A 21680-nucleotide genomic window follows, 5' to 3' on the forward strand; every position below is an offset into this window, starting at 1 on the left:
CTTAAGCCTTAGCGCATATCGCGTTCGACACCAGACAGACTCGCCTGGAAAGCCTCACGCGCAAACTGGCGCTCCATGTAATCAAGCAGCGGCTTGGCTGGCCGCGGCAGTTCAATACCAAGAATCGGCAAACGCCAGAGTATCGGTAATAGGCAGCAATCCACCAAACTTTGTTCCTCACTGAGGAAAAAAGGCTTATCGGCGAACAGCGGCGAAACGCCGGTCAGGCTCTCGCGCAATTCCTTACGCGCCTGTACACGTGCCGCCTCTTTGCTGCGGGTATCCAGGATCACATCCACCAGCCCGCACCAGTCACGCTGGATCCGATGGATCAGCAGGCGGCTGTTGGCACGCGCCACCGGGTACACCGGCAGCAAGGGTGGATGCGGGTAACGCTCATCCAGGTATTCCATCACGACGGTCGACTCCCACAACGCCAGGTCACGATCGACCAGGGTGGGCAAGCTGCCGTAGGGGTTCACTTCGATCAGTTTGGGTGGATGACGACCTGCTTCCACACTGATGATCTCGGCGCTGACACCCTTCTCTGCGAGCACGATACGTACTCGGTGGGAATAGTGGTCGGCGGGGTCGGAGTAACAGGCCAACCGGTTGGTCACGCCCATGGCGGTCCTCCTCGCTTGTTGAAATTATCGAAAGCTCAAAAACGAGCGCGCCCAGAGAGCATCTCTGTAACGCCTGGTACAACCAGACCGCTACGTATTCAGAGATGCCGCTGGGCGCGCAAGATTAACAGCAATTGCTTACGGTTGGATCAATGCACATCCTTCCAGTATTCGCGTTTGAGCAGATAGGCGAATACGAAGAAGAAGGCCAGGTACAGCAACACATACGTACCGATGCGCTGATGCTGCAGTTTGACCGGGTTGGCCGAGTAGGCCAGGAAGGTCACGAGGTTCTTGACCTTCTCGTCGAACTGCTCGTCTGTCAACGAACCTGGGGTTTCTATCTTCAGTTGATCGCACGCTTCATGAGTCAAAGGCGTGCCAGTCAACGGATCGTATTGCTTCTTGCCGTCTTCAACGACCTGAATCTGCTTGCATCCTACCACTTGCTTGCCTTGCAGGCCGACCAGAACGTTAGGCATGCCGACGTTCGGGAACACACGGTTGTTCACGCCATAAGGGCGCGCCGGGTCTTCGTAGAAGGATTTCAGGTAGCCGTAGAGCCAATCGGTGCCGCGTACACGTGCCACCAGGGTCAGGTCGGGCGGTGCCGCGCCGAACCAGGTCTTGGCGTCGGCGGGCTTCATGCCGATGGTCATGTGGTCGCCAATCTTGGCACCGGTGAATACCAGCTTCTCCAGCATCATTTCATGGGGGATACCGAGGTCATCGGCCACCCGCTCGTAACGCTGGAACTTGGCGCTGTGGCAACCCATGCAGTAGTTGGCGAACGTACGCGCGCCGTCTTGCATGGCTGCCTTGTCAGACACGTCGATATCGACTTTTTCCAGCGCCGGGCCACCGTGTTCGGCGGCGAAGGACAGGAGCGGCAGGGCCGCAAGCATCAAAGCAACAAATAACTTTTTCATCAGCCAGTCACCCTTTCCGGAACCGGTTTGGTCTTCTCGAGCCGGGTGTAGAACGGCATCAGAATGAAGTAGGCGAAGTACAGGAAGGTGCAGACCTGCGACAGCAACGTACGCTCAGGGGTTGGTGCCAATACGCCCAGTACACCCAGGATCACGAACGCAATGCAGAACACCCACAGCCAGATCTTGCTCAGCCAGCCCTTGTAGCGCATGGACTTGACCGGGCTTCGATCGAGCCAGGGCAACACGAACAGCACAGCAATGGCCGCGCCCATGGCGATCACGCCCATGAGTTTGTCGGGGATCGCGCGCAAGATCGCGTAGAACGGCGTGAAGTACCACACCGGGGCAATGTGCTCAGGTGTCTTGAAGGCGTTGGCCTGTTCGAAGTTAGGCTTTTCCAGGAAATACCCGCCCATCTCCGGGAAAAAGAACACGATCGAGCAGAACACGAACAGGAACACCACCACGCCGACAATGTCTTTCACGGTGTAGTAAGGGTGGAACGGAATGCCATCCAGCGGGATGCCGTTTTCGTCCTTGTGCTTCTTGATGTCCACGCCATCCGGGTTGTTGGAGCCGACTTCATGCAACGCCAGGATGTGCAGCACCACCAGGCCCAGGATCACGATCGGCAAGGCCACCACGTGCAGGGCGAAGAAGCGGTTCAGGGTGATGCCGGAGATCAGGTAGTCGCCCCGGATCCACTGGGTCAGGTCGTTGCCGATCACAGGGATCGCACCGAACAGCGAGATGATCACCTGGGCGCCCCAGTACGACATCTGGCCCCACGGCAGCAGGTAGCCCATGAAGGCTTCGGCCATCAGCGCCAGGTAGATCAGCATGCCGAACACCCACACCAGCTCGCGAGGCTTCTGGTACGAGCCGTAGAGCAGGCCACGGAACATGTGCAGGTAGACGACGATAAAGAACGCCGAGGCGCCGGTGGAGTGCAGCAGGCGCAGGATCGAGCCGTACTCGACGTCACGCATGATGTACTCGACGGAAGCGAACGCTTCTTCTGCCGACGGCGTATAGCTCATCGTCAGCCAGACGCCGGTGACGATCTGGTTGACCAGCACCAGCAGGGCCAGGGAGCCGAAGAAGTAGAAGAAGTTGAAGTTTTTCGGCGCGTAATATTTGCTGAGATGGTCTTCCCACATTTTAGTGGCGGGGAAGCGCGCATCCACCCAATCCATGAACTTGCTCATCACGCGTTCTCCTTATCGAGGCCAATGACAATGAGGTCGTCAGTTTCGTAGGTATGCGGAGGAACCGGCAGGTTCAGCGGAGCAGGCTGGGATTTGTAGACACGGCCAGCGAGGTCGTAGTGGGAGCCGTGGCAGGGGCAGAAATAACCGCCGACCCAATCCTTGCCCAGATCGACCGGGGCCACTTCCGGGCGGAAGGTAGGCGAGCAACCCAGGTGGGTACAGAGACCGACCAGCAGCAGGATCTCCGGCTTGATCGAACGCACTTCATTCTTGGCGTAGGCGGGTTGGTCGGATTTCTCGGATTTGGGGTCAGACAACTGGCCTTCGATCTTCTTGAGATTTCCCAGGATTTCCTCGGTACGACGAACAATGAAAACCGGCTGGCCGCGCCACTCAGCAATCATCTGCTGGCCTGGCTCGATCTTGCTGATATTCACCTTCACCGGTGCACCTGCGGCTTTCGCCTTGGCACTGGGAAACCATGACCCCACGAACGGGACCGCAGCCCCCACCGCTCCTGCAGCACCCACCACGGATGTGGCTGCTACCAAGAAGCGACGCCGGCCTGCATTCACGCCGTCATTGCTCATTCAGTCCTCTCCCATCAGCTTTTTGGCCTGTTAAATCAGGCGTCTACTAAGTGTTGAATCTTTACTTATAAAAATTTTGCCGAATGGTAATGAAAAGCCCCACGTCTGACAAGGGAATTGCCCGGGGCTCCGCCTCCAGGCCTTGTAGTATAGGGGGTCTACGGATGTGGCAAGTTGTCACGGCGATTTTTCTGCATAAATCGCAGGCAATAAAAAACGCCCAGCTCCGTGAGGAGGCTGGGCGTTTTTGTGGAACGTAAAGCGAATTAACGCTTCGAGTACTGCGGACGCTTACGCGCTTTACGCAGACCGACTTTCTTACGTTCAACTTCACGAGCATCGCGAGTCACGAAGCCAGCTTTGCGCAGAGCGCCACGCAGGGTTTCGTCGTACTGCATCAGAGCGCGAGTGATACCGTGGCGGATTGCGCCAGCTTGACCACTTACACCGCCACCGATAACGGTGACGTAGATGTCGAACTTTTCAACGGTCTCGGTCAGTTCCAGCGGCTGACGAACTACCATGCGGGCAGTTTCGCGGCCGAAGAAGTTGTCCAGGGAGCGGTTGTTGATCGAGATGTTACCAGTACCCGGACGCAGGAAAACGCGAGCGGTTGCGGTTTTGCGACGGCCAGTGCCGTAATTTTGAGTCGCCGACATAATGAACTATTCCGTTAAAACTTCAGTTCTTGGGGCTGCTGAGCAGCATGAGGGTGTACAGCGCCCGCATAGACTTTCAGCTTGCGAAACATATCGCGACCCAGTGGGCCCTTAGGCAGCATGCCTTTGACCGCGATTTCGATCGGGGCTTCAGGCTTCTTGGCAATCAGGCCTTCGAAGTTGGAAGACTTGATACCGCCTGGGAAACCGGAGTGACGGTAGTACATTTTGTCGCTTGCTTTGTTGCCGGTTACACGAACCTGCTCAGCGTTGATGATCACGATGTAGTCACCGGTGTCAACGTGAGGGGTGTACTCAGGCTTGTGCTTGCCACGCAGACGGCTGGCGACTTCAGTGGCCAGACGACCCAGGGTCTGACCAGCGGCGTCGACGACAAACCAGTCGCGCTGAACTGTTTCCGGTTTTGCAGTAAAAGTTGTCATTCTTTAATAGCCTCAGGGGCCGCCCTGTAAATTAGACGGCGGATCTTACTGAATAGTGCGTACTTTGACAAGTCAAAGGCAGCCGGATACAGACGCTATCGGGGGCTCGGGTCGGCGCGTCCGTTCAACGGCAAGATTCTTCGGCAGGCGGCGCATCACTTCCACTGCAGAAAGAGGTGGGCAATTATGCAGATTGCGAAAAAAAATTCAACCTGCTTTTATGATTGTTTTCCCTGAAGGAGTACCCGATGGATTATCGACAGCTGGGCCGTACGGATCTGAACGTGAGCGCGATAGCCTTGGGCACCATGACCTGGGGCGAGCAGAACAGCGAGGCAGAGGCCTTCGCGCAGATCGAGCGGGCCAAAGGCGCGGGGATCAACTTCCTCGACACCGCCGAAATGTACCCGGTGCCGCCCAAGGCCGACACCTATGCCACCACCGAGCGTTACATCGGTAATTACTTCAAGAGCCGTGGCGACCGCGCCGACTGGATCCTCGCCAGCAAGATCGCCGGCCCCGGCAACACCATCGACTACATCCGCGACGGCCACCTGCGCCACAACCGCAAGCACATCGTCGAAGCCCTGGATGCCAGCCTCAAACGCCTGCAGACCGACTGGATCGACCTCTACCAGTTGCATTGGCCGGAGCGCAGCACCAATTTCTTCGGCCAACTGAGCTACAAGCACAAGGACGAAGACAACCTCACCCCGCTGGAAGAAACCCTCGAAGCGCTGGATGAGCAGGTGAAGGCCGGCAAGATCCGTCACATCGGCCTGTCCAACGAAACCCCGTGGGGCACCATGAAATTCCTCGCCCTGGCCGAAGCCCGCGGCTGGCCGCGTGCGGTGTCGATCCAGAACCCCTACAACCTGCTCAACCGCAGCTTTGAAGTGGGCCTGGCGGAAGTCGCGATTCGCGAGCAATGCGGCCTGCTGGCGTACTCCCCCCTGGCGTTCGGCATGCTCAGCGGCAAGTATGAGAATGGCGCCCGCCCAGCGAAGGCACGACTGACGGAATACAGCCGCTTCAGCCGTTACTTCAACCCGCAGTCGGAAGCGGCATGCAGCCGTTACGTTGCACTGGCGCAGGAACATGGGCTGGACCCGGCGCAGATGGCGCTGGCGTTTGTGACACAGCAGCCGTTTGTGACCAGCAACATCATTGGCGCGACAAGCCTGGAGCAACTGGACAGCAACATTGCCAGTGCCAATCTGAAACTGTCGAAGGAAGTGCTGGAAGGGATTGAGGCGATTCAGAAGGATCATCCGAACCCAGCGCCTTGACTGATCTTAAGACCGCTATCGGGGGCAAGCCCGCTCCCACATTTTGATCTGTGAATACATTCAAGTGTGGGAGGGGGCTTGCCCCCGATTTGGCCATCAGCAGAACCGCCCAATCAAAGCGCCCGCGCAATGATCTCCTTCATGATCTCATTGGTCCCCGCATAAATCCGCTGCACCCGCGCATCCGCCCAGGCCCGGGCAATCGGGTATTCCCACATGAAGCCGTAGCCGCCATGCAACTGCACGCACTCATCGAGCACCTTGCATTGCAGGTCGGTGGCCCAGTACTTGGCCATTGCCGCCGTGGGCACATCCAGCTTGCCTTCCAGGTGCAACGCCATGCACTTGTCGACAAATACCCGGCCGATCTGAATCTCGGTAGCCATCTCGGCCAACTTGAAGCGAGTGTTCTGGAAATCCGCAATCGCTTTGCCAAACGCCTGGCGCTCGCGGGTGTAATCCAGGGTCCACTCAAGCGCTGCCTCAGCTGACGACAAAGCGCCAATCGCCACGGTCAACCGTTCCTGAGGCAGCTCCTGCATCAGGTAGGCGAAGCCCATGCCGGCCTGGCCCAGCAGGTTTTCCTTGGGCACCCGCACATCCTGGAAGAACAGCTCCGAGGTGTCCTGGGCCTTCATGCCCACCTTCTCCAGGCGCTTGCCCTTGGCAAACCCCGGCGTGTCGGCCTCCACCAGGAACAGGCTGGTACCCTTGGCGCCGGCCTTGGGATCGGTCTTGGCGACCACGATGACCAACTCGGCCAAGTAGCCGTTGGTGATGAACGTCTTCGAACCGTTGATCACATACTCGTCGCCGTCCAGCACCGCAGTGGTCTTCACACCTTGCAGGTCGGAACCCGCCCCCGGCTCGGTCATGGCAATCGCCGTGACCATCTCGCCGGAGATCAACTTGGGCAGGTATTTGTGTTTCAGCGCTTCACTGCCGTAATGCAGGATGTACGGCGCAACAATGTCCGAATGCAGGGAAAAGCCGATACCGGTCAGGCCCAGCCGGCTGATCTCTTCGATCACCACCGCGCTGTATAGAAAGTCCGCACCCAGCCCGCCATATTCCTCCGGCAGGTGAGAACACAACATGCCCGCCTCCCCCGCCTTGCTCCACAAATTGCGGTCGATATAGCCCTGTTTCTCCCATTGCCCATGGAACGGCGCGGCGTCCTTTTCGAGGAAGGTGCGCACGCTCTCGCGGAAGAGTTCGTGTTCCGGGCTGAACAAGGTTCTGGGAATCATGGGTCACCTGCGTGGATTGTCGGACAAGAGCGAGCCCACAGAGACTATGCCGCGAAAGCAGCACGGGACACTGGACACATGCGACAAAAAATAAGACGATCCAGCCGTCTGGTGACCACTTTCCCCTATAAGAATAAATGAAATTATGTCTAACCAAATCTCCACGCCCTTGCGGCGCGTCAGCATTTTGGCCATTGATCGGGTATTCGCTTCCACCCTCATGCAAGCCAAGGATTTCTTCCACCTCGCCAGCCTGCGTTACGGCAAGCAACAAGGCCTGGGCCTGACGCCCGGGTTTGAAACACGCCTGGTCAGCCCCGATGGACAATCGGTGTGCAGTTTCAGTGATGTGATCATGCCGGTGGACGGCGGCCTGGAAGACGCCGACATCATTGTGCTGCCGGCCTTCTGGGATGACTTCGACACCTTGTGCACCCGCTACCCGCAAGTGCTGCCGTGGCTGCGCGAACAGCATGCACGCGGTGCGGTGCTCTGCAGCGAAGCCACCGGGGTGTTCTGGCTGGCCGAAGCCGGCATGCTCGATGGCAAGGAAGCGACCACCTACTGGCGCTTCTTCAATGCCTTCAGCGAACGCTTCCCCAAGGTCCAGCTCAACCAGGACAAGCACCTCACCGACGCCGACAACTTGTATTGCGCCGGCGGCACTACCTCGGCGTGCGACCTCTACATCTACCTGATCGAACGCTTCTGCGGCGCCAACATCGCCCAGGCCGTGGCCCGCGACATTCTCTACGAGGTGCAGCGCAGCTACTCGCCGGGACGTATCGGGTTTGGTGGTCAGAAGCTGCACCAGGACGTGATCATCCTGCAGATCCAGCACTGGCTCGAAGAGCATTTCGCCGACAAGTTCCGCTTCGAAGACGTGGCCCGGGAACACGGCATGAGCATCCGCAACTTCATGCGCCGCTTCCAGACCGCCACCGGCGACAAGCCGCTGCATTACCTGCAACGCCTGCGGATCGAGACGGCCAAAGGCCTGCTCTCGGGCAGCCGCAAGAGCATCAAGACCATCAGTTATGAGGTGGGTTACGACGATGCGAGTTTCTTTGCGCGGTTGTTCAGGCAACACACCGAGCTATCGCCAAACCAGTACCGCCAGCAATTCCAGCAGGCTGCCTGAGTCAGAGCGTACACAAGACAAATGTGGGAGGGGGCAAGCCCCCTCCCACAGTTTGATCTACATCGATCTTAGGGTTTGTGGCCGCGCGACAGGAATTCGTGGGACTGCATCTCCAGCAAGCGGCTCAAGGTGCGCTGGAACTCGAAGTTCAAGCGCCCACCGGTGTACAGGTCCTTGAGCTCGACTTCCGCCGAGATGATCAACTTCACGTTACGGTCGTAGAATTCGTCGACCATGTTGATGAAACGGCGCGCGATGTCGTCGGTGGTGACGCTCATCTGTTCCACACCGCTCAAAATCACTGCGTGAAAGATCTTGCCCAGTTCGATGTAGTCGTTCTGGCTGCGCGGGCCGTCGCACAGTTGGCGGAACTCGAACCAGGCCACGTCATCGCAGGTACGCAGCGCGATGATTTCGCGGTTCTCGATCATCAGCTTGTCGTTTTCCACCGCCTGGGTGCATTCCGGCGTGAGGGCGCGGAAGCTCTTTTTCAGGCTGTCGTGGGCCGCCTCATTGAGCGGGAAATGGAACAGCTCCGCTTGCTCCAAGTGACGCAGGCGGTAGTCGACGCCGCTGTCGACGTTGACGATTTCAGTGTGCTGTTTGATCAGCGCGATGGCCGGCAGGAAGCGCGCGCGTTGCAGGCCGTCCTTGTACAAACCGTCGGGCACGATGTTCGAGGTGGCGACCAGGGTCACACCGTTCTTGAACAGTTCTTCCATCAGCGTGCCGAGGATCATGGCGTCGGTGATGTCGGAGACGAAGAACTCATCGAAGCAGATCACCCGCGCCTCTTCAGAGAAACGCTTGGCGATGATGGTCAGCGGGTTTTTCTCGCCCGGCAGGGTCTTCATCTCTTCGTGCACACGCTTCATGAAGCGGTGGAAGTGCGTACGTACCTTTTCCTTGAACGGCAGCGCTTCGAAAAAAGTGTCCACAAGGTAGGTCTTGCCCCGACCCACGCCACCCCAGAAGTACAGGCCCTTGACCGGCGTGTGGTCTTTCTTGCCAAACAGCTTGCTGAACATCCCTGGCTTGCTTTGCGAGGCCGCGAGCAGGTCGTCGTACAGGCGCTGCAAATGACGCACCGCCGTTTCCTGGGCCGCGTCATGGAAGAATTCAGGGCGTTTCAGATCAGCTTGATATCGTTCTAGGGGCGTCATAATTTCGTTAGCAAGGCAACAAAAACGGGCCGTCACTGTAACGACGGCCCTGGATAATGGCAATCAACCCTTGGTCGGGTTAATCCTCGAGGGGGGTCAACGCAACGCGCAAGGCGGCGATGGCAGCATCGCGCGACGCTTCGTCGGCGAACGCGGCGCTATCGGCCACGGCGGCACCGTCCAGCCATACGCTGAAGCCCAGGGCCTCGGTGCGCAGGTCCAGCGCGTCGCCGCTTTGCAATTGCTTGGTCACCGCGCCGGCCGCTTTACCGTCAGCGAAGTTGCGCGACAGCAGCAGTTGCTCGCCATCAGCGGCCAGCAGACGAAAGCGGAAGCTGCCATCGTCTTCGCGAAAACTGACGAAGCGTGCGGCCTTCGCAGCTTTCTTCTTGGTCGCCACGGGCGCCGCAGCCTGGTTGACGAACGAACGCAGGCCCACCGCCTCACGCAGCTCGGCCAGGAACGGCGCCGCCACGGCACGGGCCTTGTTGGCGCCGACCAGCAGCAGGTCTTCCATGTCCGATGGGCGCGACATCAGTTGATGGTAGCGCTCGCGGGCTTCACCCAACTGGCCGTCGAGCAGTTGGAACAGACGGTTCTTCGCCTCGCCCCAACCCAGGCCTTGCAGCAATTCGGCACGGAATTCTTCTTCCTGCGCCTTGGTCGCAAACGCCTGGTACAGGGTGAACAGGTGCGAATTGTCCGGGTCCTTGGCTTCGCCCGGGGCGCGGGAGTCGGTAACGATCCGCGAGATGGCGTCCTTCATGTCCTTGGCGCTGGTGAACAACGGGATGGTGTTGTCGTAGCTTTTCGACATCTTGCGGCCATCCAGGCCCGGCAAGGTGGCGACGCTTTCTTCGATCAACGCCTCGGGCATGGTGAAGAATTCTTTACCGTTGCCGAACAAGTGGTTGAAACGCTGGCCGATGTCGCGGGCCATTTCCACGTGCTGGATCTGGTCGCGCCCCACCGGCACCTTGTGCGCATTGAACATCAGGATGTCCGCCGCCATCAGCACCGGGTAGCTGTACAGGCCCATGCTGATGCCCGCATCCGGGTCTTCGCCGGCTTCCACGTTCTTGTCCACCGAGGCCTTGTACGCGTGGGCGCGGTTTAGCAGGCCCTTGGCGGCCACGCAGGTCAGCAGCCAGGTCAGTTCGGGGATTTCCGGGATGTCCGACTGGCGATAGAACGTCACCCGGTTCACATCCAGGCCACCGGCCAGCCAGGTCGCGGCGATTTCCATGCGCGAGCGCTGGATGCGCTGCGGGTCATCGCATTTGATCAGGGCGTGGTAGTCGGCCAGGAAGTAAAAGGAGTCGGCATTGGCGTCCTGGCTGGCGAGGATCGCCGGGCGGATCGCACCGGCGTAGTTGCCCAGGTGCGGCGTGCCGGTGGTGGTGATGCCGGTGAGGATACGGGTACGAGTCGTCATGGGTAATCGCTTATCAGACTGCTATCAATTCGAGAGTCGCGGCAGCACCAGATCCTTCAGATCGGTGAGCTTGCCGTGAAAAAAGTGTCCGCATTCTGCCACTTTCAGCAGCTCATGGGGGCGATTCAAGGCGGCGGACCAGTCGTAGACGGTCTGCGGGTCGACCACTTCGTCGGTTTCCGGCTGGATCAGGGTCAATGGGCAGCCTTGTGGCAACGCATCGGTATCGCGAAGGCGCATCACCGCCGCAGCGACCATGAACAGGTGCGAGAGCTTTTCGCCCTTGGCCTCCAGGCGCCCACCCAGGCTGGCGGCCACGTAGCCACCGAAGGAAAACCCGAGCAAGGTGATCGGCAGGTCGGGGTGTTTTTCCCGCAGCCAGGTGGCAGCCGCTTCGGCATCGTCCACTTCACCGGTGCTCATGTCGTGGGTGCCGGCACTCGCGCCGACGCCACGGTAATTGAAACGCAAGGTGATCAAACCGGCATCGCGGGCGGTGCGTTGCAGGGTCGATACAACTTTATTGAGCATGGTCCCGCCCTGCACCGGGTTAGGGTGACAGATCAGTGCCAGGCCACGTGGCTCGGGGTGATCCAGGTACAGGGCTTCCAATTGACCTACCGGGCCATCGATCAAAACGGGGGTTTCACGCATGAGCAAGGAATGAACTCCGTGACCTCTCAAAGGGTCGACTCGTCTAGCTAAAAGTCTGTGCATGGCATCATTGCGAGCTTAATCGCGGTATACAGCGCAGGTTTGAGCCGTTAACGTAAAGCAAAGCCGTTTATAGAGGAAGGACTCGTGGAACACTCGCTCTTAGTTTGGTTGTTGCCGACTCTTGCCCTGGTTGCCGGTGTCGCCATTGGTTTCCTGGTTGCTCGCTTGCTGCCGAATGCCGCGCCTAACCGCACGCAACGTCAGCTGGATGATATCCAGGAACGTTTTGACAGTTATCAGAACGAGGTTGTTACCCACTTCAACAGCACCGCGACCCTGGTCAAGAAGCTCACCCAGAGCTACCAGGAAGTACAGGATCATCTCGCCGATGGCGCCAACCGCCTCGCCCTCGACGACATCACCCGCCAGCGCCTGCTGGCCGCGTTGCATTCCGATGCACCGCAAACCCCACGGGAGCGCCTGACCCCTCCGCGGGAAAACCAGGAGCCACCACGGGACTACGCGCCAAAAACGCCGAACGCCCCCGGCATGCTGGATGAGCATTACGGTTTGAAGAAGTAACCTAATCTTCAAGCACTAAAAAGCCCGGCTGATCGATGATCAGCCGGGCTTTTTGTTGTGGGAGGGGGCTTGCCCCACTCCCACATCGACCTAAAGGACTCAAGCCAGTAGTTGTTCCTGAAGACGCCCCCCCTCGATCCGCACATGCCGCCCATGGAAGCGCTTGAGGCTGCTGCGATGACCGACGCTGACGATGCTCAGCCCCGGCAACTGATCGATCAACGCTTGATACAGCGTTGCCTCATCCTCTTCGTCCATGGCCGACGTCGCTTCGTCCATGTACAGCCATTGCGGTGCAAACAACAAGGCGCGGGCAAACGCCAGGCGTTGCTGTTCGCCCGGCGAGAGCATGCGCTGCCAGTGGTTCGCTTCGTCCAGTCGCCCGATCAGATGGGGCAGGCGGCAGGTTTCCAGGACCTGTGCATAACGTTCCGCCGGGTAGACGCTGTCGTCCTGTGGATAACTCAGCACCGCCTTCAACGTGCCAATCGGCAAATAGGGTTTCTGCGGCAGGAACAGATAACGCTCGGCCGGCAGGCGGATATTGCCGTGACCGTTGGGCCACAGGTTGCCCATCGCCCGCAGCAACGTCGACTTGCCGCTGCCGGAGCGACCGCTGAGCATCAGGCGCTCGCCCTCGGCAACGGTCAGGTCGGCGCCTTGCAGCAGGTGACGACCGTCGGCCAGGTCCAGGCTCAGGTCCTTGACCTGCAACCCCGCGCCCTGATGCTGCAGGCCAATGCCCATGGTGCGGGTTTCGTTGTCTTGCATGGCTTGGCCGAAACTCAGCAGACGATCACAGGTGGCGCGCCAACTGGCCAACAACGTGTAGGCGTCGACAAACCAACTGAGGCTGCCTTGCACACTGCCAAACGCCTGCGCCACCTGCATCAGCACGCCCAGTTCGATCTTGCCGGCAAAGTAACGCGGGGCCGCGACGACAAAGGGAAAGATGATCGCGATCTGCGAGTAACCGCTGGTAAAGAAATTCAGGCGCTTCTTGAGCTGCATGATGCTCCAGAAGTTGCTCCATACCCGTCCGAAACGCGCGCTTAACTGCTGGCGCTCGTTGGGCTCACCGTTGAACAGCGCGATGCTTTCCGCGTTCTCCCGCACCCGCACCAGGCTGAAACGCAGGTCAGCCTCAAAGCGTTGTTGACGGTTGCTCAAGCCGATCAGTTTTCGACCAATCAAGTGCGTCAACCAGCTACCGATCACCGCATACACCAGGGCGGCCCAGAACATGTAGCCGGGAATGGTGATGCCCCACACTTCGATGCTGCCGGACACGCCCCACAGGATCACCGAGAACGACACCAGGCTCACCAGGTTGCTGATAAAGCCCAGCCCCAGGGTCAGGGTGCTGGCGGTAAAGGCATTGAGGTCTTCAGAGATACGCTGGTCGGGGTTATCGGTGTAGCCGCCGTATTCCAGGTGGTAGTAATTCTTGTGGCCCAGCCATTGGGCAAAGTAGCTTTCCGTCAGCCAGCGGCGCCAGCGGATGGTGAGCATCTGTTGCAGATAAGAGGTGAACACGCCGGTCACAATCGCCACCACCGCAATCACGCTGAAGTACATCAGCAGGTGGGTAAAGGCGTCGTAGTCCTTGTGCTCCAGCGCGTTGTAGAAATCCCGGTTCCAACTGTTGAACCACACCGACACGGCGACACTGAACAGCGACAGCCCCAGCACCACCAACAGCAGCAGCCAGGCCATGCCCTTCTCTTCACTGCGCCAGTAAGGCGTGATCAACCCCCACACCCGCCGTAAAAATTGCCCACGCACCGCGTCATTGACCGCGGAATACTCAGCGTTCTGATTCATTGTCCAGGCTCGGTAGGGAAAAGGATGACAGGCTTTCGAACCGATCATAGTTGATCGGTTCGAGGCTCCGTGCGGCCTGAAGCAGATTGTTCAGCTGTTGTTCAGATCAGGCTCAGCGCCGTACCGGACGCTTCTGCAACTTGCGCTGCAAGGTACGGCGGTGCATACCCAGGGCGCGGGCGGTGGCGGAGATATTGCCTTCGTGCTCGGTCAGCACGCGCTGGATATGCTCCCACTGCAAGCGGTCCACCGACATCGGGTTTTCCGGCACCAGGGTGTCGAGGTCGGCGTGCTCGGAGAGCAAGGCGGCCAGTACATCGTCGGCGTCCGCCGGCTTGCACAGGTAGTTGCAGGCACCGCGTTTGATCGCCTCGACGGCCGTGGCAATGCTGGAATAACCGGTGAGGATCACCACGCGCATTTCCGGGTCGAGTTCCAGCAGCTTGGGCAGCAGCACCAGGCCAGAATCGCCGTCCATCTTCAGGTCGAGCGCGGCGTAGTCTGGCAGGTCGGCCTGGGCGATGGTCAGGCCCTCTTCGGCGGATCCAGCGGTGCTGACGCGGAAACCGCGCCGGCTCATGGCGCGCGCCATCACGCGGGTAAAGGTGGCGTCGTCATCTACCAGCAGCAGGTGCGGCAGTTCTTCGCCTTCGACTTGGATCTCGTCACTCATCGATATCTCCTCGTGCGACACGGGGCAGGCGCAGCTCGGTGAGCGTGCCACCTTCCTCATGACTATAGAGCTTCACTGAGCCGCCCGCGCGGGTCACGCTGGCCTTGCTCAAAAACAGGCCCAGGCCGAAGCCTTTGCCCTTGGTGGTAAAGAACGGCTTGCCGATCTGCTCGGCAATGGCCAGCGGCACGCCCGCGCCGTGGTCGCGAATGCTGATGGTCACGTCTTCGGCATCCCAGTCCAACTGCACGCCCAGGCCTTCGGGGCAGGCATCGGCGGCATTGTTCAGCAAGTTGAGCAGGGCCTGGGTCAGATCCGGCGGCGGCGCCATGCGCGGCACGGTGCCCTGCCCTAATAGATGAAAACGGTAACTGGCTTCGGGACGCATCAGGTGCCAGCGGTTCAGGGCTTCGTCGAGCCACTGGGTCACATCCTGCATCTCCACCGCCAGGCGGCGATTGGCCTCGGCGGCGCGTACCAGTTGCTGCAAGGTCTGCTTGCACTGCTTGACCTGCTCGCGCAGCACGCCGAGGTCTTCCTGCAACGCCGGGTCGTGATGGTCCTGGGTCATCTCATTGAGCAGCACGCTCATGGTCGCCAACGGCGTACCCAGTTCATGGGCGGCGCCAGCGGCCTGGGTGGCGACAGCCAGCAGTTGCTGATCGCGCAAGCCTTCTTCACGGCGAATGGCGCGCAGCTCTTCCTGGCGGCGCAGTTCTTCGGCCATGCGTGCGGCGAAGAAGGTGATGACGGCGGCGGACAGCGCGAAACTCAACCACATCCCGTAGATCTGCAGGTTTTCCCGGGCGATGGGGAAGGTTTGCAGCGGATAGAAGCGCGCCAGCAACAGGGTGTAGAGGGTCAGGGCGATACCCGACAGCACCACCGAATACCGCCACGGCAAGGTCACGGCAGCGATGGTCAAGGGCACCAGGTAATAAGAAACGAACGGATTGGTGGAACCGCCGGAGAAATACAGCAACACACTATGGATGAACAGGTCGCAAGCCAATTGCAGGGCATATTCCAGCTCGGTCACCGGCCACGTGGTGCGCAACCGGATGGCGGTGAACACACACAGCACAATGGAGAACCCGAGGGTCACGCCCAGCTGCAGCCACGGCAGCGGCAGCAGGTCGAACCAATAGGCGAGCCCGACGGAGCCAGCCTGTGCGGCCAGCACCAGCGTGCGGATGAACGTCAGGCGCCAGAGGTTCTGGCGGGTGGCGGAAGTCAGTTTTACGGCGGCGAGCATGAGCTCTCCCGGTGAGCGCTGCAGGCGGATCGGCAGGAGTATAAACGAAGCCGACCCGCTGGCACGGCACGTGTGGCTCTTTGCCGCAGACCGGGCAAATGACCGTTCGTCGGCAGCGCCACAACTTGTAGGTAATGTGTAAACCCGAAGAACCCGCTGCCACCGTCTACAGTCATACCGAACACGACCACCCCAAGGAGCTTTCATGTCTCGTTTCACTCGCAGTGCCGCTGTTATCACCCTCGGCCTCGCCACCCTGGCCAGCCTTCCGGCCGTGGCCGCCGAAGGGCTGAACTACAACCAGATTTCCCTGCGCGCCGAGGTCAGCCAGGAGGTGGCCCGCGATAAGATGATCGTCACGCTGTATACCGAGTCCCAGAACAGCGACCCGGCCAAGCTCGCCGCCGAAATCACCACCACCATGAACAAGGCGCTGGGCCAGGCCCGCGAAGTCAAAGGCGTAACCCTGCGCCAGGGCAGCCGCAACAGCTACCCGATCTACGACAACAAGAACCAGAAGATCACCGGCTGGCGCGAGCGTGCCGAGCTGCGCCTGGAAAGCGCGGACTTCCCTGCGCTGTCCAAGCTCACCGGTGAACTGCTGAATACCCTGAAAATGGAAAACATGGACTTCGCCATCGCTGACACCACGCGCAAGGCCAGCGAAGATGCGCTGCTCAAGGATGCAGTCGCCGCATTCAAGGCTCGCGCCCAACTGGCCACCGATGCGCTGGGCGGCAAGGGCTACAAGATCGTCAACTTGAACTTCAACACAAATGGCTACCCGATGCCTTACGCCCGTGGCGGGATGATGATGAAAGCCGCGATGGCCGATTCGGCTCCCACGCCCGAAGTGGAAGCCGGCACCAGCCAGGTCAGCATGAGTGCCGATGGCGTGATCGAAGTGCTGCAGTAAAGCACTGAACGGGCAAAAGGGGCTGTAACCATTGAATCAACAGCCATGCTTGCTACCTGATGCTATGGCATCTGGCGCGTCCTGAATGGACGCGCCTTTTTTATGGGGGCAATTATATCTATATAAAGCCGCACTCACCTCGCGTTACAACGCTATCACTTCCCCGTTCCTCCTTATAGTGCGCTGGAAACGCGCCCTACCTCATCGCAGCAACGCACTATCCAAGAGTTTTATTCAAAACATGTATGCCGTAACAACAATGTGAAAAGAACAAAACGTAAGGCCGGAACGTCCCCACGATCATTTGCCACGCATCTATCTGAAACATAGCTGCCAGGGAGGCTCACTTCAAAAGAGCGAGATCAAATGATAAAGACGCCCCTAAGCCCTGCCTCGACATCTGTGCCCGAGTCACCCAGCAACTCGGCAAACCTTGCCACACCGCCTGCTCCCGGCGCTGAGCATGAGCCCCGCCAGAAAAGCGCCAAACGACGCAACCATCACGAAACACTCATTCCGGGCCTGCCATATAACCCAGGGGTGGAAAGGTACATCTGGAAAGCCGCCGAAGGGTTCAAGACTCCAAGCCAGAGTACCGCTGAGATTATCAAGGCCGACTTGAAGAAACGCTGGGACAAGGATATTGATCCGGATAACACGTTTATCGTGACGTTGAACTATGACCCCAAGCAACCAAAACCCAAGAATGGCAAAGTCTTAAATAAAATATCACTGACGCAGGCCGCGCTGCATAACATCCAGAGCGCTAATAAGGAAGACGAGCACCAGACGTCGCCCGAAAAGCTGCGATCAACCCTGCACACCTGGCTAGACCGCCTCGCGCCCGCGCTCCCTTTGCCCGCGGTGGTTGATAAGGTTGTTTCGATCGCACACCCGCAGAAGACCTACGAAGGCATATACGTGGGGGCGCAGCCCGGCCAACCAGAGGTATACAACGGTACAAACCTGCTACCCCAAACACCTGCGGGATTTCGTAGCATCGTATGGAACACCGACTTCAGCAAACCGTATACGCAATTCCTGAATGAGTTCTGGCCCGCGCATGAGCGCAAGTACGAACAAATGAGTAAAGCATCCTTCGTGGGAGGTGCTTTGCGTCAATTTGAAAACGACAGCTTGAGCGATAGTGATACGGACTTGGCCATGCGCGCCGCCGGCCTGCCGCTGAGCACGACCTGGGAGAAGCTCAAACTTGATGATCTTTCGCCCGCTATCATCAAGGATCCCAACATGGAAGTTGGCCTGCTGAGCATCAATGGCTACAAGTCGACAGACCTGCTTTACATCACCGACAAGACAACACGCGTCGATGCCGAAGGTAAACCTTTCAACCGTACGTTGCTGTATATCCCCGGCAACTCCTCGCCGATTCATTCGTTCAACAGCCAGGCCGAGATGAAGAACTGGCTGGCTGAACAGGCGGCTGATCCGGTCAAGCGTGAAGCCCTGTCGATGCACTTTCCGTTACGTGACCAGGCCAATCGCTTTTTCTCTGACGGGGTCAATCAAACGCTGGCCGGGCTCGGCGGCTGGTCGAAAAAAGACGCACCCGATGCCGGCCCTCTGGAACGTCTCAATGAATTTGACCCACAACGGTTCATTACTACCGAACCGCTGTCCGATGACCCATTCACAACCATGACCCGGCGGCAGAAAGAGCGCTCATACGCCGATGCCGAAACCGAAATAACCACCGATGGAGATGTCACCAAAGCCACGATCCTTGAAGTGTTGGAAACCACCACAAAGATCGCCTTGATGATGACCCCGCTGGCTATCGTCATGCCCGAGGTCGCAGTGGGACTGGAGGTATTTTATGCCGCTGCCGGTGCGTTGGAAGCCGGGATAGGCGCGGACCAACTCAAGCATGGCAAGCCAGGTGGCGCGGACCATATTGTGTTTGGCGTATTGAATGCGGTGCCCGTTGTCGCTGGTGAGGCGAGCAAATTAATAAAAGGCGAGCAAGGGGCCGTCACCACGGTCAGCGAGAGCATAGAGGACACCGTCAAAGAGCCAGTGGTGCCAGACACCGACACACCGACAACGCCCATCGTCGAAGAGCCCTCCGTCAATCGACTCAAGCCGACTCAGGCAGCCAATATCAGTCAGCACGCAGTGCCAAACGGCGAGCAACTGATCGAAGGCGCGACCCGCAATTCAAAAGGGATCTATCAAATCAAAACCCCCGATGGCACGGACCAATGGTTTATCCGCTATACCGATGCTACCGGCACGCCTCAGGTGTACGAGATCAAAAGCGATTTCAAACTGAGCAACGATTATGTACAGATCATTGATCGTGCAACACGCAAGCCGGTGATGACCGCTCATTCCACGCTGGACGGCGAATGGGCCCGTGAAATCGGCCCAGGAGGCGCACGCAAGTGGCCATGGCAACGTACGCCATCGCCAGCCCCCAGTGACGAATCAAGCATACCGCCTAAGTTCTCCGATCAGTTCGTGACACTTGACGGCTCAAAAATGCAGGGGACCGAATCGTTTGATAACTACTTTGATTTCGGCAAAAACACGGACTATGTCTTGTCCACGAGCAACTTCGAAGAAAGCGGTGCAATCAAGCACAAACTCAACGTTTCCTGGACGCTGGAAGAACCAAACTTTGAGCTTCTGCCAGAAGAAAAAGCCACGCATTGGGAAGGTGACAACGACTACTCCAAAAACTTTGTGCTCGATATCAATCGCGGAAACTACAACCTGAGAACAACCACGCCCGACGGAATCACTGAACATACCTTACGCAGTACAGGGAGCAATGGTCAGGCAATACAGGCTGAAAAAATCAAACAGTTTGAACAAATCATTCCCGATCCAGAATTGCGCGCCCGTATTTCCGAAGTGGCTCACCAAGGTTCAATGGGACCTGCCATGGAATCTTTTCTCCTGCACCGAACACCCTCTGGCGAATTGAAGGAAGGCGTATTGGCCGAGGGCGTATCGATCTCCAATAATGACTCGACCTATCACATCGACTACGACCCGTCGAAAAACATTACCCGTGTATCGGCCACCGGCGACTATCGCCTCAAACACGTAGAAGAGGGATACCTGGACAACATCAACGTCAAAATCAGACGCACCTTTACCATTCACCACTCCAGCTCAGCGGGCAGCCGCTTTACTATCGACAAAAATGCGCCAACCCACGTGGAAGTATCGGTCAAAACGCCGTAACCATCGATCAACAATGAGGCCGTGACCAGCACCACCAGCCTTCCACCTACCTGAAGATGCTTAACGGCGGTAACCTCGGTAACCGCCGTTTTTCGTTCGGACAGTGATCAACTGCCACTTCAGGGGTCTCCATGGAAAGAATCGCCTTAAAACCGCTCCTCCTCGCCGCAGGCCTGCTCGGCTTCATGCCAATGGCCCAGGCAGCCAGCACCCTGGTCTACTGCTCCGAAGCCAGCCCTGCCGGCTTCGACCCCAGCCAGTACACCAGCGGCACCGATTTCGATGCTTCGGCCGAAACCGTGTTCAACCGCCTCACGCAGTTCAAGCGTGGCGGCACCGAAGTCGAACCTGGCCTGGCGACAAGCTGGGACATCTCCAAAGACGGCCTGACCTACACCTTCCATCTGCGCGATGGCGTCAAGTTCCACACCACCGATTTCTTCACCCCTACCCGCGATTTCAACGCGGATGACGTGCTGTTCACCTTCAATCGCCTGCTGGATGCCGACAGTCCGTTCCGCAAGGCCTACCCCTCCGAGTCGCCGTACTTCACCGACATGGGCTTGAACACCACGATCAAGAGCGTCGAGAAACTTGACGACCACACCGTGCGCTTCAACCTGAACAACGTCGATGCGTCGTTTGTGCAAAACCTGGCCATGAGCTTTGCCTCGGTGCAATCCGCCGAGTACGCCGCGCAACTGCTCAAGCAGGGCAAGGCCGAAGAGATCAACCAGAAACCCGTAGGCACCGGGCCGTTTGTGTTCAAGCGCTACCAGAAGGATTCGCAGATCCGCTACGTGGCCAATAAACAGTACTGGAAGCCCGAGGATGTGAAGCTCGACAACCTGGTGTTCGCCATCACCCCGGATGCCGCGTCGCGCTTGCAGAAGCTCAAGGCCGGCGAATGCCAGGTCAGCGGCTACCCGCGCCCTGCCGATATCGAAGTGATGAAACAGGACCCGAACTTGCGCGTGCTGCAGCAGGCTGGTTTCAACCTGGGCTTCCTGGCCTACAACGTGACCCACCCGCCGCTGGATCAGCTCAAGGTGCGCCAGGCCCTGGACATGGCGATCGACAAGCCGGCGATTATCAAGGCGGTGTACCAGAGTGCCGGACAATTGGCGCAGAACGCGCTGCCTCCAGCGCAGTGGTCTTATGACCCCACCATCAAGGACGCGCCCTACGATCCGACCAAAGCCAAGGCGCTACTAAAAGAAGCAGGGGTTGCACCAGGTACCACCATCAACCTATGGGCAATGACCGTGCAACGCGCCTCCAACCCGAACGCGCGCATGTCGGCGCAAATGATCCAGCAGGATTGGGAAAAGATCGGGATCAAGGCCAACATCGTCAGCTACGAATGGGGCGAGTACATCAAGCGCGCCAAAAACGGCGAGCATGACGCGATGATTTATGGCTGGACCGGCGACAACGGCGACCCGGATAACTGGCTCGGCGTGCTCTACAGTTGTGCTGCGGTGAAGGGCAGCAACTACGCCAAATGGTGTAACCCGGCCTACGACAAATTGGTGCAGCAGGCCAAGGTCAGCAACGACCGCGAACAGCGCATAAAGTGGTATCAACAGGCACAAAAAATCCTTAAGGAACAAGTACCTATAACACCTATTGCAAACTCGACGGTTTTCCAGCCCCTGCGCAAGGAAGTGCGGGACTTCAAGATCAGCCCCTTTGGCCTGACACCGTTCTACGGCGTGAGTCTAGATAAGTAACAGCAACGCCCCAACCGAGTGCGCCAGACGCCTCGGCTGGGCTTTTTTGGTGCGATGAATGCACCGAAAAAACCCTCGAAATATGCGC

General features: G+C 58.6%; 19 protein-coding genes. 6 read left to right on the forward strand and 13 right to left on the reverse strand.

Annotated elements, in window-relative coordinates; translation table 11 throughout:
* Positions 1–8: 8 nt before the first annotated feature.
* The 6 genes from NL123_RS26070 to rplM all read right to left on the reverse strand — a co-directional run bounded on the left by NL123_RS26070 (position 9) and on the right by rplM (position 4461).
* Positions 9–626: a glutathione S-transferase N-terminal domain-containing protein gene (locus NL123_RS26070; protein ID WP_024073431.1), complete on the reverse strand. Its 618-nt coding sequence runs from the start codon at positions 624–626 to the stop codon at positions 9–11.
* A gap of 149 nt (positions 627–775) precedes the next feature.
* Positions 776–1555, reverse strand: a complete 780-nt coding sequence (locus NL123_RS26075; protein ID WP_071491123.1) for a cytochrome c1 — start codon at positions 1553–1555, stop codon at positions 776–778.
* Positions 1555–2766: a cytochrome b gene (locus tag NL123_RS26080; RefSeq protein ID WP_003171746.1), complete on the reverse strand. Its 1212-nt coding sequence runs from the start codon at positions 2764–2766 to the stop codon at positions 1555–1557. Before NL123_RS26080 ends, NL123_RS26075 begins: the two co-directional genes overlap by 1 nt.
* A complete protein-coding gene (gene petA / locus NL123_RS26085; protein WP_016976232.1) occupies positions 2766–3359 on the reverse strand; it encodes a ubiquinol-cytochrome c reductase iron-sulfur subunit in 594 nt (197 codons plus the stop codon). Before petA ends, NL123_RS26080 begins: the two co-directional genes overlap by 1 nt.
* Positions 3360–3625: 266 nt before the next feature.
* Positions 3626–4018, reverse strand: a complete 393-nt coding sequence (gene rpsI, locus NL123_RS26090) for a 30S ribosomal protein S9 (RefSeq protein WP_002555064.1) — start codon at positions 4016–4018, stop codon at positions 3626–3628.
* 14 nt (positions 4019–4032) lie between these two features.
* Positions 4033–4461 carry a 50S ribosomal protein L13 gene (gene rplM / locus NL123_RS26095; RefSeq protein WP_003188508.1) on the reverse strand — a complete coding sequence of 143 codons (429 nt, stop codon included), beginning with the start codon at positions 4459–4461 and terminating at the stop codon, positions 4033–4035.
* Between the two features lie 248 nt (positions 4462–4709).
* Here rplM and NL123_RS26100 point away from each other — a divergent pair, with 248 nt between their 5' ends.
* Positions 4710–5750 carry an NADP(H)-dependent aldo-keto reductase gene (locus NL123_RS26100; protein WP_494356633.1) on the forward strand — a complete coding sequence of 347 codons (1041 nt, stop codon included), beginning with the start codon at positions 4710–4712 and terminating at the stop codon, positions 5748–5750.
* Between the two features lie 113 nt (positions 5751–5863).
* On the opposite strand, the gene NL123_RS26105 is transcribed toward NL123_RS26100, so the two are convergent.
* Positions 5864–7000 carry an acyl-CoA dehydrogenase family protein gene (locus NL123_RS26105; RefSeq protein ID WP_494356634.1) on the reverse strand — a complete coding sequence of 379 codons (1137 nt, stop codon included), beginning with the start codon at positions 6998–7000 and terminating at the stop codon, positions 5864–5866.
* A 220-nt stretch (positions 7001–7220) separates the two neighbouring features.
* On the opposite strand from NL123_RS26105, the gene NL123_RS26110 reads away from it, so the two are divergent.
* Complete coding sequence (locus tag NL123_RS26110; protein WP_494358344.1) at positions 7221–8141, forward strand: GlxA family transcriptional regulator; 921 nt, start codon at positions 7221–7223, stop codon at positions 8139–8141.
* A gap of 68 nt (positions 8142–8209) precedes the next feature.
* Here NL123_RS26110 and zapE read toward each other — a convergent pair whose 3' ends face one another.
* The 3 genes from zapE to NL123_RS26125 all read right to left on the reverse strand — a co-directional run bounded on the left by zapE (position 8210) and on the right by NL123_RS26125 (position 11393).
* The gene (zapE, locus tag NL123_RS26115) at positions 8210–9304 is read right to left on the reverse strand and encodes a cell division protein ZapE (protein ID WP_058423024.1); all 1095 of its coding nucleotides are present in this window, start codon (positions 9302–9304) and stop codon (positions 8210–8212) included.
* 79 nt (positions 9305–9383) lie between these two features.
* Positions 9384–10739: a tryptophan--tRNA ligase gene (locus tag NL123_RS26120; protein ID WP_494356635.1), complete on the reverse strand. Its 1356-nt coding sequence runs from the start codon at positions 10737–10739 to the stop codon at positions 9384–9386.
* Positions 10740–10763: 24 nt separating this feature from the next.
* A complete protein-coding gene (locus NL123_RS26125; RefSeq protein WP_038850899.1) occupies positions 10764–11393 on the reverse strand; it encodes an alpha/beta hydrolase in 630 nt (209 codons plus the stop codon).
* Positions 11394–11540: 147 nt separating this feature from the next.
* Here NL123_RS26125 and NL123_RS26130 point away from each other — a divergent pair, with 147 nt between their 5' ends.
* Positions 11541–11978: a Z-ring associated ZapG family protein gene (locus NL123_RS26130; protein WP_003171734.1), complete on the forward strand. Its 438-nt coding sequence runs from the start codon at positions 11541–11543 to the stop codon at positions 11976–11978.
* A gap of 99 nt (positions 11979–12077) precedes the next feature.
* Here NL123_RS26130 and NL123_RS26135 read toward each other — a convergent pair whose 3' ends face one another.
* The 3 genes from NL123_RS26135 to NL123_RS26145 form a co-directional block, all read right to left on the reverse strand.
* Positions 12078–13802: an ABC transporter ATP-binding protein/permease gene (locus tag NL123_RS26135; RefSeq protein WP_248486144.1), complete on the reverse strand. Its 1725-nt coding sequence runs from the start codon at positions 13800–13802 to the stop codon at positions 12078–12080.
* A gap of 112 nt (positions 13803–13914) precedes the next feature.
* Positions 13915–14475 (reverse strand): response regulator transcription factor, encoded by a 561-nt coding sequence (locus tag NL123_RS26140; protein WP_003171731.1) that lies wholly within the window; start codon positions 14473–14475, stop codon positions 13915–13917.
* Entirely contained in the window at positions 14468–15730 is a 1263-nt protein-coding gene (locus NL123_RS26145; protein WP_058423028.1) for an ATP-binding protein, read from the reverse strand. The genes NL123_RS26140 and NL123_RS26145 overlap by 8 nt, the downstream gene beginning before the upstream one ends.
* Before the next feature lie 205 nt (positions 15731–15935).
* On the opposite strand from NL123_RS26145, the gene NL123_RS26150 reads away from it, so the two are divergent.
* The 3 genes from NL123_RS26150 to NL123_RS26160 all read left to right on the forward strand — a co-directional run bounded on the left by NL123_RS26150 (position 15936) and on the right by NL123_RS26160 (position 21592).
* Positions 15936–16646 (forward strand): SIMPL domain-containing protein, encoded by a 711-nt coding sequence (locus NL123_RS26150; RefSeq protein WP_248486142.1) that lies wholly within the window; start codon positions 15936–15938, stop codon positions 16644–16646.
* Between the two features lie 366 nt (positions 16647–17012).
* Complete coding sequence (locus NL123_RS26155) at positions 17013–19859, forward strand: dermonecrotic toxin domain-containing protein (RefSeq protein WP_494356636.1); 2847 nt, start codon at positions 17013–17015, stop codon at positions 19857–19859.
* Between the two features lie 131 nt (positions 19860–19990).
* The gene (locus NL123_RS26160) at positions 19991–21592 is read left to right on the forward strand and encodes an ABC transporter substrate-binding protein (RefSeq protein WP_248486138.1); all 1602 of its coding nucleotides are present in this window, start codon (positions 19991–19993) and stop codon (positions 21590–21592) included.
* Positions 21593–21680: the final 88 nt, after the last annotated feature.

This window comes from Pseudomonas sp. FBCC-B1565 (assembly GCF_059133265.1).